The organism is Bradyrhizobium sp. 521_C7_N1_3 (genome assembly GCF_052075975.1).
Lineage (GTDB): Bacteria > Pseudomonadota > Alphaproteobacteria > Rhizobiales > Xanthobacteraceae > Bradyrhizobium > Bradyrhizobium japonicum.
Window position 1 is genome coordinate 7,278,026 of sequence record NZ_CP197232.1, and the last position, 12,393, is coordinate 7,290,418.

At 67.4% G+C, this 12,393-nt stretch carries 11 protein-coding genes; 1 reads left to right on the forward strand and 10 read right to left on the reverse strand.

The window, feature by feature from the left end; translation table 11 throughout:
* Position 1: 1 nt before the first annotated feature.
* Entirely contained in the window at positions 2–1,552 is a 1,551-nt protein-coding gene (locus AB7008_RS34340) for a lipopolysaccharide biosynthesis protein (RefSeq protein ID WP_245285758.1), read from the reverse strand.
* A 338-nt stretch (positions 1,553–1,890) separates the two neighbouring features.
* A complete protein-coding gene (locus AB7008_RS34345; RefSeq protein WP_441260227.1) occupies positions 1,891–2,550 on the reverse strand; it encodes a hypothetical protein in 660 nt (219 codons plus the stop codon).
* A gap of 409 nt (positions 2,551–2,959) precedes the next feature.
* Between AB7008_RS34345 and AB7008_RS34350 the strand changes: the two genes are divergently transcribed.
* Positions 2,960–6,562, forward strand: a complete 3,603-nt coding sequence (locus AB7008_RS34350) for an autotransporter domain-containing protein (protein WP_441260228.1) — start codon at positions 2,960–2,962, stop codon at positions 6,560–6,562.
* 7 nt (positions 6,563–6,569) lie between these two features.
* On the opposite strand, the gene gspM is transcribed toward AB7008_RS34350, so the two are convergent.
* From gspM to AB7008_RS34390, 8 genes are read right to left on the reverse strand one after another with little or no spacing between them, the layout of a single operon-like run.
* Positions 6,570–7,151: a type II secretion system protein GspM gene (gene gspM / locus AB7008_RS34355; protein WP_441260229.1), complete on the reverse strand. Its 582-nt coding sequence runs from the start codon at positions 7,149–7,151 to the stop codon at positions 6,570–6,572.
* Positions 7,148–8,188, reverse strand: coding sequence for a PilN domain-containing protein (locus AB7008_RS34360; protein ID WP_441260230.1), 1,041 nt, complete (start codon positions 8,186–8,188; stop codon positions 7,148–7,150). The genes gspM and AB7008_RS34360 overlap by 4 nt, the downstream gene beginning before the upstream one ends.
* 1 nt (position 8,189) lies before the next feature.
* Positions 8,190–9,101 carry a general secretion pathway protein GspK gene (locus AB7008_RS34365; RefSeq protein ID WP_441260231.1) on the reverse strand — a complete coding sequence of 304 codons (912 nt, stop codon included), beginning with the start codon at positions 9,099–9,101 and terminating at the stop codon, positions 8,190–8,192.
* The gene (locus AB7008_RS34370) at positions 9,098–9,802 is read right to left on the reverse strand and encodes a hypothetical protein (RefSeq protein ID WP_441260232.1); all 705 of its coding nucleotides are present in this window, start codon (positions 9,800–9,802) and stop codon (positions 9,098–9,100) included. Before AB7008_RS34370 ends, AB7008_RS34365 begins: the two co-directional genes overlap by 4 nt.
* Before the next feature lie 26 nt (positions 9,803–9,828).
* Positions 9,829–10,224, reverse strand: coding sequence for a type IV pilus modification PilV family protein (locus AB7008_RS34375; RefSeq protein WP_441260233.1), 396 nt, complete (start codon positions 10,222–10,224; stop codon positions 9,829–9,831).
* The gene (locus AB7008_RS34380) at positions 10,202–10,741 is read right to left on the reverse strand and encodes a pilus assembly FimT family protein (protein ID WP_441260234.1); all 540 of its coding nucleotides are present in this window, start codon (positions 10,739–10,741) and stop codon (positions 10,202–10,204) included. The genes AB7008_RS34375 and AB7008_RS34380 overlap by 23 nt, the downstream gene beginning before the upstream one ends.
* Complete coding sequence (gene gspG, locus AB7008_RS34385) at positions 10,704–11,159, reverse strand: type II secretion system major pseudopilin GspG (protein WP_441260235.1); 456 nt, start codon at positions 11,157–11,159, stop codon at positions 10,704–10,706. The genes AB7008_RS34380 and gspG overlap by 38 nt, the downstream gene beginning before the upstream one ends.
* A 22-nt stretch (positions 11,160–11,181) precedes the next feature.
* Positions 11,182–12,393: a type II secretion system F family protein gene (locus tag AB7008_RS34390; protein ID WP_441260236.1), complete on the reverse strand. Its 1,212-nt coding sequence runs from the start codon at positions 12,391–12,393 to the stop codon at positions 11,182–11,184.

Sequence of the window (12,393 nt, forward strand, 5' to 3'; positions counted from 1 at the left end):
CCTAGATGGCCTTCAGGGGTACGAAGCGACTGAGAATTGCCCGCAAGTCTTGCCAGCAGGCGCTTCGGTAGGGTCCCAGCTGCGACGCGGCAACTTCGACGACGAAGATGATCGCAGCCGTCAGCGACGCGGCGCCTCCCACGGACCACCAGGACGGGGCAAGCTGGAATGGTGCGCGGTCGAGACCGTAGCGCAGCGCCAGGGCCGTCGCGATCCCGATGCCGAGCGGCATCAACACACAATGGATGACACGCGGCCAAATGCCGGGGAGGTCAAAACTACGGCGCAACAGCATGACGATGGTCGCCATCTGCGCGATCATGCCGGCGCAGGCGCTCCAGCCTGCAGCCTGCCATCCGAAGCTTGGCAAGACGATCGCGCTGGTGACGACGGTGACGACGCCCGTGATCAACGCGATGAGCGCATTGGAGCGCGACCGTCCCTGCGCCAGCAGATAGAAGCCGAACACGTTCGCGCTCGATCCGAGGATGCCGGCGATCGACATGACGACGAGCACCCGCGCAGCCTCAGCCGCGACCTCGGCACCGGTCCAGACATGCAGCAGCGGACCGGCCACGGGGATCAATGCACCCAGGGCGCTTGCGGCAAGGACGTTCAAGATCCACGACGATCGGAACAGCAGGTCGACCTTGCGATCCTCGCTCTCCTTTTGCAGCGTGCTGAAGAACGGAAACAGGATCTCACCGACCTTGAGGATGCCGATATAGGTTGCCTCCTGGAGGCGCTGCGCCACGCCATAGAAACCGACGAATTGAGGTTGCAGGAGCGCGCCAAGCAGATATCGATCGGCCTGCCCCGCAAGCAGTGCCCCCCCTTGTGCGGCAACTTGCCAGCCGCCCATCCGAACCAGTTTGCCGAGCGCCTCGCGATGCAACGCCGGCAGTGCCAGCCATTGCCTTATGCCGCGGGACCAGACCAGCGCCATCAGCAGGCCGGCCGCGAAGCCGAGCGCCTGGCAGCCAAGGAAAGTCGAGGCGTATGGCGCGGCCGGAATGAACAGCAGCATCGAAAGGGTCGAGGTCACCGTGCTGCCAATGCCGATCGATGCGATCCGGCGATAGTCTTGCCGCGCGGTGAATAACGAGACGAAGACCGCGGATAGGCATTGGCACAACCAACCGGCGCCAGCCAGCGTGAAGGCCAGTCCAAGATCGTCGGCCGCTGGACCTGCCAGATGAAAGCCAAGACGCGCCAGTGGAGCTCCGGCAACCCAAAAGAAAATGGTGATCAGGCCGCCCGCTCCGGCCGCGACCGTGATCGCCGTCGCGAACAGGCGCCGCGCATCCTCGCGGTCGGATGGCTCCAGCCGCTGTGCAAGCTCGCGAGCCGTCGACAGTCCGAGCGCGTTGCTGAACACCAGCCCAGGCGCAATGCATGCGGTCACAAGACCCGCGACACCGAATGCAGCGAGACCGAGGCGAGCGATCACGAAAGGCAGGATCGCCAGGTTCAGCACCACGGCCACAAGGAAGGCCATCGCATTCCACGCCGAGTTACCCAGCAGATCGGGCGGTCTTTTTTTCAACGCCATGCCAGCCACCCGGCCTTCACCCCATCACGCCTTTGCGACCTCGCCGATCAGAGTTCCCCCCTAGGTATCGCGAAACCGGGCTAGCAGCCAGCACCCGGAATGTCGATAGCAACCGCCGGGTCCGCTCGAACGCCGGCCTCGCCGGGCGCGTCAATTTGCGTGTCGGACAAGCCGCATCCTTCCCGGCAAGCGATCGGCCCTGCGGGCGCCAGCGCGACCGCCTTGTGCCATCGGATTGGGCATCGAGCGGGTCTTAAGGTGGTTCAATTGCTGAGGCAAGGCATCGGCCGCGGTTCTGAACGGCTTGCGGGCCGGCACCGGCATCCAGCCGCCAGCGCTCAGAGCCCGTCCGACTCGCCGCCCTTTGGCGTCGAACGGGGCACGAAAGGAGCGAACGACGCGTCGCCCGTTGTCGGCGTGACCAGCTTACCCTCAGCGCTCGCGGAATCGGTCGGGGTCGAAGGCGGGGTCCGGGGAGAGGCCGCTGGATCCGGCCGCTGCAGCGCCAGGACCTCGCTGCGATCGCCCTGCTTGAGCGTCACCTCGCGCGGCTGAACCTCGGCTAGCGACCAGCCGCCGAGCGATTCGCCCTGGCGCAGGCGCACGACTTTCTGATCGGCGCGGTTCACGAAGATCGCGATGGCGTCGCCCTCGCCCACCACGGCCCCGACCAGCAGCAGCGGCGGCGGTCCCTCGACCGGCCTGGGCGGCGCCGGCACGTTCACCTCCTCGATCGGGGACGCGGCCACCGCGCGCGGTGGCGGCCGGCGCATCGCCGAGAAGATTGGGCGCTCCTGGGTCACGGTCAGCGCCGAGAGCGGCACCGACCACAGCGGATTGCCGCGGGGGATCGGCTTGCTCGCCGCCTGCGACGGCCGCGCGATCGGCCTCATGGCGCCGACATCGACGCTTTCGGCGGCGCTGGGCGGGGCATCGTCGGACAGGATGTCCATGCGCGACGAGGTGGCAGCCGCGGTCTCGGCAACACCCAGGATCATGCTCAAGACCCAGCATGACGCGGCGGCCGCGCACAGCATGGCCAATCCCGTCGGTCTCAGCCCCCCGGACATCGAAATTCCCTTGCGAATGGTTGTCACGCCAGCACGCGGCAAGCCTCGCCCATCAGACTAGTTCCGATGCGCCTCGCCATCAACCGGCACCGGTTTGATCCCAAGCCGGACTGCAATCCATGAGCTTCCTGCCTCGCATATTGCAACGCGTGAAAATGTTGCCCAACGGCCACGCTCGTTGAAATTGCACGCGGTACGGGCAAGAACCCGGCGCAAATAGACCTCCATTCATTGCCCGCCGCTGCGACGCCATGAGATTATGGTGCAGGCGCACGGCTCCACCACACGCTCGAGTTCCGTATTTTTCGATGATTCGTTTTTCGATTTGGGAATACCGATGGCTGGACCGACGATGGGGCGCAAGGGGACCGGATACGCGCTGGGGTCCCTCCTTCGGCACTCGCTGGCGACCCTGCTCGCCACCACCGCGCTCGGCGTGGTCGCCGCGCATGCCGTCGATGGCACCTGGGCCGGCGCCACGACCGAATGGACGGACGGCACGAATTGGACATCGAATCCGGACGTACCGGACGGCACCGCCACTTTCACCAACACCGGCCCGAACACGGTCGACGGCAACGGTGTCGTCAACATCGGCTCCGTGGTGTTCACCGCCGCACCCAATGCGCAAGCCTATACCGTCACCACCAACGACATTTTCGTGGTGAACGGCGCCGGCATCTCGAACAATTCGACCAATGTCCAGACGTTCAACGTCAGCTCCAGCATGGTGTTCACGAATTCGAGCAGCGCGAGCGGTGGCAGCAACGTCGTGACGTACAACGTCTCTGCCGGCGCGATGATCTTCAACGACACCAGCACCGCGGGCTCGGCTAACATCACCAACAACGGCGATGTCGAGTTCAACGGCAACAGCAACGCCGGCACTGCGACGATCACGAACAACATCGTGATGAACTTCAACGACGCGAGCTCGGCCAACAACGCCAACATCACCAATGCCGCCACCGGCTTCCTCTCGTTCAACACCTCGGCCACCGCGGGCACGTCGACGATCTCCAACAGCGGCTCGCTGAGCTTCGCCGGCTCCGCCTCCGCCGGCAGCGCCACCATCACCACCGAGAATTTTGCCACCACGAGCTTCACCGGCACGGCGACCGGTGGCAACGCCCGCTTCATCACCAATACAGGCGGCACCGTCGACATCTCGGGCCTCACCAGCACCGGCATGACCGCGGGCTCGATCGAAGGCGCCGGCAACTACGTGCTCGGCGCCAAGACGCTGACCACGGGCGGCAACAACGCCTCGACCCAGGTCGACGGCGTGATCTCCGGCAACGACGGCGGCCTGACCAAGGTCGGCACCGGCACGCTGACGCTGACCGGCGGCAACAGCTACACCGGCGCGACGACCGTCTCGGCCGGAACGCTGGCACTGTCGGGCTTCGGCATCATCTCGGGCTCCAGCCTCGTCACCGTGAACGCTACGCTCGACATTTCCGCCATCATCCCCTCATTTGCCGCCATCACGACGCTGGCCGGCAATTCCAGCGGCCTCGTGAATCTCGGCAGCAAGGGACTGTTCGTCACCAACGGTTCGACGGAATTCGCGGGCGTCATTCAAGGCACCGGCGGCCTCGAGGTCGGCGGCGGCGTCCAGACGCTCGGCGGCGTGAACACCTACAGCAACGTCACTCAGATCGACGGGGGCGCAACGCTCGCGCTGAAGGGCAGCGGATCGATTGCGAACTCGCTCTATGTCGCCCTCGCGGGCGGCGGCGCAACGCTCGATATTTCCCAGACCACGTCAGGCGCTTCGGTCGGCGGCCTCTTCTCCGCCAGCACTGCGGGCGTCGTCTCGCTGGGATCGAAAACGCTGACCATCACCAACGGCAGCTTCTTCGGCGGCGTGATCCAGGACGGCGGCATCGGCGGCGGCACCGGCGGCAACCTCGCGATCGCGAACGGCGCGATGCAGCAGCTGTTCGGCACCAACACCTATACCGGCACCACGACCATTGCGGCCGGCGGCGAGCTCGATCTGATCTATGTCGGCGGCCTCAATGGCAGCATCTCGACCTCCAGCAACGTCATCGCCAGCGGCATCTTCGACATCGCGGGCCTGCTCAACGGCGGCACCTCGATCAAATCGCTGGCGGGCTCAGGCAACGTCAATCTCGGCGCCAACACGCTGACGATCACCAACGGCATCGGCAATTTCTCCGGTGTCATCGACGATGCCGGCTTCGGTGGCGGCCTGACCGTCGCCGGAGGCACGCAGACGCTGTCCGGCAACAACACCTATACCGGCGCCACCACCGTGAATGGCGGCACGCTGGTGGTGGACGGCTCGATCCTGAACAGCCCGATCACGGTCAACACCGGCGGCACGCTCGCCGGCAGCGGCACGGTGGCCGGCGTCCAGGTCAACGGCGGCACGCTTGCGCCGGGCAGCGCGGCGAACCCGTTCGGCCCGCTGACGGTGAACGGATCGCTGATCTTCACGGCGGCCTCGACCTATCTGGTGCAGGTCTCCTCCGGCAATGCCAGCCTCACCCAGGTCACGGGCGCGACCGACCTCGGCGGCGCGACGGTGCGCGCAAACTTCACCTCGGGGACGGTCAAGAAGCAGTACACGATCCTGACCGCGGCCGGCAGCCTCACCAACACCACCTTCAACCCGACCGTCGTCTCCAACATGCCGACGATCAACGCGAAGCTGAGCTACGACACCAGCAACGTGTTCCTCAACGTCAACGTCGATTTCGCGCAGGCAGGCGGGCTCAACGTCAACCAGCAGAACGTCGCGAACACGCTGACCAACTTCTTCAACGCGACCGGCGGCATTCCCGCCGCCTTCGCCGCGCTGTCGCCGGCGGGGCTGACGAGCGCCTCGGGCGAGCTCGGCACCGGCATCATCCAGTCCGCGATCAACGCCGACGGCCAGTTCCTCAATTTGATGCTCGATCCGACCGTGATCGGACGCTCGGGCGGCTTTGCCAAGGCGGGCAGCGTCGCGCAATTCGCCGAGAGCGATGACATGACCGCCTACGCCAAGATGCGTCCGGCCAATGCGCGCGAGCGCGAGGCTTACGCGATGGCGACCAAGGCGCCGCTGCTCTCGTCGCAGCCGAGCAGCCGCTGGAGCGTCTGGGCCGCCGGCTATGGCGGCTCGGCCGATGTCGGCGGCAATGCGCAGGTCGGCTCGCAAGACCTGACCGCACGGGTCTGGGGCGGCGCCGCCGGCGCCGACTACAGGGTCTCGGTGGACACGCTGGTCGGCTTCGCGCTCGGCGGCGGCGGGCTGAACTACTCGGTTGCGAATGCGATGGGCTCGGGCTCGGCCGACATGTTCCAGGCCGGCGTCTATGGCCGGCATAATTTCGGACCTGCCTACGTCTCGGCTGCGCTCGCCTATGGCTGGCACGACGTCACCACCAACCGCACCGTGGCGCCTGGCGGCTTCGACCAGCTGCAGGGCCGCTTCAAGGCCGACACGTTCTCGGCTCGCTTCGAGGGCGGCTATCGCTTCGCGACGCCGCTGGTCGGCATCACGCCCTATGCGGCGGCGCAGGTGACGAACTTCAACCTGCCCAACTACTCCGAAGTCAGCCTCAATGGCGGCGGCCTGTTCGCACTGAACTACGCCTCGCAGTCCCTCACCGACACCCGCTCCGAGCTCGGCCTGCGCACCGACAAGGCCTATGCGATGCAGAACGGCGTACTGACGCTGCGCGGCCGCGCCGCCTGGGCGCACGACTACAATCCGAGCCGTGCCGTCACCGCGCTGTTCCAGACCCTGCCCGGCACCAGCTTTGTCGTGAACGGCGCCAGGGTCGACGCCGACTCCGCGCTCCTCAGCGCCAGCGCCGAGATGAAATGGTTGAGTGGCTTCTCGATCGCCGGCACCTTCGACGGCGAGTTCTCCGGCAACGTCACCAGCTATTCCGGCAAGGGCGTCTTCAAGTACAGCTGGTGAGCTGATCCTACTTTCCCGCCTGCCACTGGCCGGAAACTCCCAAAATCACCCTGACGCGGCCGGTGCCGGCCTCGTTCAGCGCGGTGGTCTGGGGCACCTGGACGTCGAGCTGATCGACGAACAGAAACGGCATGCCGGCTTCGAGATCGTAGAGCACCTTCTGGAGCGCGGACTGGTCCAGCTCGCAGCTCACGACGAGGCCGACGAATCCGTCCTTGGCCTGCGCGCCAGATACGTCGACCTGCGAGGACTGCACCGAGCCGCCGACATTGCCGACCGCTGCCGCGACCCGCTGCAGCAGACTGGCGCCGGCGACCGTAACGGTCGGACCTTCCAGGAACGGGGTGCCGGGATGCTCGGCCATTGCTGCCGCGGTGTTCTTGGCGCCGCCCTTGCGGCCGCGCAGCTGGTCGAGCAGGTCGGAGGTCTGCGCGAGCGCCTGACGATGGGCGATGACATCGGCGATCGACAGGCCCGCCATCAGCAAAAGCCCGCCCGTTACCGCGAGATAGAGCGTAACCGCGATCAGCGGCGAGCCGGCGAGCGCACGTGTAACCGCATTTCCGCTCGCGATTCCTGCGCTGCTCATGGCGCGTTCCTCGGTTCGATCTGCGCCTCGATGTGAAAGCGCTCGCCGGGATCGGACGGGGCACGCGTGGTCGGGGCATAGAAGGTCGCGCGGGTGAAATGCTGGGACTGCTCGATCAAGGGAATCAGCGAGGGCGCATCACGCGTGATGCCGCCGATCTGAAGCTTGTTGCCGGCCAGATGCAGCTCGGTGACAAACGTGTGGTCCGGCAGGATGCGGCTGAGCGATTCCAGCACGATCACGCTCGCCGCCGTCTCGTATTTGCGTCGCTCCAGCAGCACCAGCGGCGAGCGCTCGCCACCGTCCCCGCCCGAGCGGAGCGCCGCGCGGCGCTGGGTGATCTGCCGGTCGAGCTCGGCTTCCTGCGCGCCGAGGCTGTCAGCGAGATAGCTTGCGGCGACCGATCCGACGACCGCGGCGATTGCGGCGAAAGCCAGCACCGCCTGCAGCGTCCGGCTCAGCCGCGCAGGATCGACCGCGCCGCGCGACCTCTGCTCGAACACCTTGATGCGCGCGCCCGCGGGCGCCTCCGTCGCGATCGCGATCGCGGACGGGTGGAAGCCCGACAACGCCTCGACATAACCCATCGCCAGCCGGCGCGGCGCGGCCGCGATCTCGGTGGTGATGCTCTCGCTGCCATGCGGCGATGGCCGGCTGCAACCGAACACAGCCTCGCTCGCGCTCCACGGCGTCAGCCGGTCGATCTGCGCCCGCACGATACCGTCGAGAAAGTCCGCGGCGCGGGCCGGCAGCTCCAGCGGGCGAAACAGGAAGCGCGACGGCCGCAGCACGATCTCGACGCGGCTGCCGCGGACGATCTGCGCCAGATCGGGACTGGCGAACTTGCCGTCCTCGAACGCGATCTCCTTCGGGATGTTCTCCGACTTCGCAGCCTCCAGCGCGAACGCGCCGGTCTCGCCCTCGACCAGCCGCACCACGCGCGGCGACACCATCCGTTCCAGGGCAGCGACGATGGTACCGGCCACGGCGCCGGTCCAGGCATCGGCAATCGCGCGAAGGGAACTGAGCGAACTCATCTCACAGGGGCTTTCCGGCGGAGCCGTCGAAGGCGTTGTGCCACGACAATACACGATACGGCTCATCGCCGCTTTCGAGAAGCAGGATGACGATCTCGGCCGAGCTCTGCCGGTGCGACGGCGCCTCCACGGCTACCGTGAGCCGGTACGCCTTCGCGCCCTCGATTGTCGCAGCGCCGCCACCGGCGAGCCCGACCAGCGAGCGCGGGTCGATGTTGGGATCGGTGCGGTCGCGCAAGACCTGTTGCAGCGTCTGCGGCGTCATGCCCGGCAGCGCCGCCACCACCTGCGGCGCGGCGTCGAGCACGTTCACCGTCCGCATGTTGCTGAACACGGTGACGAAGGGCAGCACGCGCTCGACCACGGCGGGCGGGATGCCGCGCACGAGCCAGAGCTCGTCGCTGTGCGGAAACGGCGCATGGCGCGGCAGATAGGACGCGCCGAGCGTGCGGTAGTAGGAATCCTCCGGATTGTCCTGGCTGGGCTCCGTCGACGACCGCCAGGCGACGATACGGTCGGCATAGACGGACGCATTGTCCGCGGAAACACCCAGCGCCGTCATCAGGCCCGCGAGGATCGGCCTCGGCGCCATGTTGAGGTCGATGCGTGCCGCCTCCGAACGGAACGTGACGCTCACCCGGCCGGCCCCGACACGGGCGTTGAAGGTGCCGCTGGTCGGACGCGTGGCCTCGTTCTGCGCCGTCAGCCGGTAGGCTGCGAGCTCGAGGCCGGCGTTCACCAGCGCGTCAGTCTGCAGCCTGTCCGCGTTGACCGCGACCGTGACGGCGGTGTTGGTGACATAGGTCAGGTAGATCAGCGCGAGCGCGGCCAGCGCCGCCAGCATCCAGAGCACCACGACGACGATGAAGCCGCGGCCGTCGCGAAGCGCGCCGATGTGCCTCGCGCCGCTCATAGCTGTTGCTCCTCCTTCTGCGCCTGTTGCGGCCGGTTCTGCGACGCCACACATGTCGCCGGATTCTTGGCCCGCGCGCATTCCGCCGGTGCCGTGATGCGCGGAACCACCGCGGCCGACACCGCCAGCACCTGCCCGGTGGCGCCGTCGCGCACGGTGATGCGGATGCGGTCCGGCAGTTGCGGCTGGCCTCGCCAGATCGGCTGCCACTGGCCGTCCGGTCCGGCATAGGAGAAGCTCACCCGGAACGGCGCGCGGATCAGCACGACCTGATCGACGAAGCGGATCTGCCCGTCGGTCGGCATCGGCTGGAACGGCGCGCGCTCGCGCACCAGCGGGAGCCCCTGCGCATCCGCCTTCTCGATCAGGCGGATGAATTCGAGTCCCGGACGCGCGCTTGGACCGAGCGCGGTGCGCAGGAAGGTCACCGACAATTCGGCGCCGTCGAACAGCGGCGCCCTCGCGTCGCCGTTGACCGGCACCTGCTCGGCGACCGACAGGTCGGCGACGATGCGGTCGAGTCCGGTGGCGAGGCGCTCGGCCCGCTGCACGCGGGCGATGCCGCGATTCCAGTTCGGCAGCCATTGCGCCGTCACCGTCGCCAGCGCCGCCAGGATGACGGTCATGAGTAGGGTCGCGAGCAGCACTTCGAGCAGGGTGAAGCCGGCCTCATCGGCGAGCGCGCGGCGCAGGCGTTTCATCGCCGGCTCCCTCATTGCGACGCCCTTCATTGTGATCCCCTGGGCACCAGCTTCACCGTCGTGACCTGGATCGCACTGCCGTCGGCGCGCTGGAGGCGCAGATTGACCGCCATCGGCACGAAGCGATCGGTGGCGGGATTGCCGCCCGCCACGCTCATCGGCGCGACATCGACGCGCCAGCGGCTGCCGGCGAGTTCGCCGCTCTGCCGGCCGGGCTTCAGCAATCCGCGCGCCGGCAGGTCCGCAAGCAGCCGCTCGGCCGTGCCTGACAGCACCAGATGCTGGTCGATCGAGCGGGTGCCCTTCGCCGTCGTGGCGATGACCGAGCCGATCGTCCCGAGCACGACCGCGATGATCGCGAGCGCGACCAGCGCCTCGATCAGGGTGAAGCCGGCGGCGTCAGAGCAGCTTCTGCGGGACAATCTCGACACCTCCGGTCAGCCAGTTGACGCGCACCTCATAACCCATGCCCGGCCGCGCCAGCGCGATCGTCCCGCCGCACGACATGCCCGACGGAAAGAAGTCGATCGACCGCCCCGTCGCGCGATCGGCGCAGCGCGACGCCAGCGTCGCCTGCATGACCACGTCGCCCGGCAGGCGGATGGTCCGCCCGGTGACGCCGGAACGGATCGCGCGCCCCTCCGCGTCCACCTGCGTCACCACCCTCACCTGGCGGCGCAGCGCCGCGTTGCGATCGGCTTTCAGCAATGCCGCGGTCTCGACCGCGTAGCTCTCGAGCCTCGCGCGCGTCGTCGTGCGCGGAATCGCCGGCAGGATGATCGCCGCGAGCAGGCCGATGATCGCGAGCACGCACAGGATCTCGATCAGCGCGAAGCCTTGCGCGTTGAAACCTTGCGCGTTGAAGCCCCGTGCGTTGAAGTCTTGCGCCTCGCGAAGACCTTCAGCGCGCGCCACTGGCGATGTCGGCTGCCGTTCCACTGCCGCCTTCCTGGCCGTCCGATCCGAGCGAGATGATCTCGTAGGGCGCGCTCGCGCCCGGCGAGCGATAGACGTAGACGTGGCCCCAGGGATCGTTCGGCACCACGCCGCCACGCAGGTACGGCCCGTTCCAGCCGGCCTGATTGTTGGTGCGCGTCAGTCCCACAAGGCCCTCATTGGAGGTCGGATAGCGGCCGACATCGAGATAATAGAGATCGAGCGCGCTGGAGAAGCTCTCGATCTGGATCTTCGCAGCCTTCGCCTTGGACTCACTGAGATAGTTCAGCACCCGCGGGCCGACCAGCGCCATGATCATCCCGATGATGGTGATGACCACCAGCATCTCGACCAGGGTGAAGCCAGTCTCCCCTCGCCGCGCGCGCCGCCGGCCGCGCCTAAACGACGGATGTTTGGTCACTTCTACCCCTCCCATTACCTGCTTATCCGACAATCTGGCTCACCGACATCAGCGCCGTCATCACCGACGTGATCAGGCCGCCGACGACGAGCGAGATCGCGATGATCGCCGCCGGCCCCGCGATGCCGACCGCGCGGTCGAGCGTTCGCTGCAGCTTGGTCTCGTAGAATTCGGCGACCCGGCCGGACAGCATCGGCAATTGCCCGGTCTCGTCGCCCAACCTCAGCATGCGCACCGCCATCGGCGGCAGCGCCTCCGTCTCGGCCAGAGCGTCGGAGAGTTTTGAACCATGCCGAACCCGATCGGCGGCTTCGCTCCAGACCGCGGACGGGCCCGTGGTCGCCATCATGTCGATCAGGATGCGCAGCGTGACGGTGAGGTTGACGCCGCTGCCGAGCAGCAGGCCGAGATTGCGGCAGAACAGCGCCGTGCGGTACGCGCTCATCACGTTGCGGATCGCCGGCAGCCGCGTGATCGCATTGGTGAGGCCGCGGCGCACGCGCTCCTGCCGGAGCAAGAGCCAAATGGCGGCGATGGTGGCCGCAAGGCCCGCCAGCACCGCATCGGAATTGCCGCGCAGAAAGGTCGAGATGTTGAGGAAGATTCCGACGATCGGATCGACCTTGGCGCCGAAATCCTGCAACACGCTGGCGAACTGCGGCAACACGAAAGTCAGGAAGAACAGCAGCACGCAGCCGGCCGCGCCGAGCACGAACAGCGGATAGCGGATCGCATCCGACAACCGGCGCCGCAACGCCTCGCTGCGCGCGCGTTCGCCGGCCAGCACCTCCAGCACCTGGTCCAGCGAGCCCGAGGCCTCGCCGACCCGCACCAGCGCGATATACATCGGCGGAAACAGCCCCTCGTGCCGCGCCAGCGCTTCGGCAAAGCTCTCGCCCGCGACGACGCGCGATCGGATGTCGGCGACGACGGGGCGCAACCGGCCGAGATCGGGATCGGTCGCGAGCAGCTCCAGTCCGTCATTGATGCGGGCGCCGGCGCGCAGCAGCAGCGCGAGATCGCGGGTGAGGATCGTGACGTCTTCCGGCTTCGGCCTGTTGAAGAGGCTGAGCACACCGCCGGTCGCGCCGCCCTCTTCCGGCGTGACGTTGTCGACTAGCACCAGGCCGAGTCGCTCGATCCGCTCCGCGACGTCGCCGGGCCCGGGCGCGGCGATGGCCCCGGAGACCAGTTCGCCGTTGGTATTGAGCGCGCGGTAGCGATAGTTCGGCAT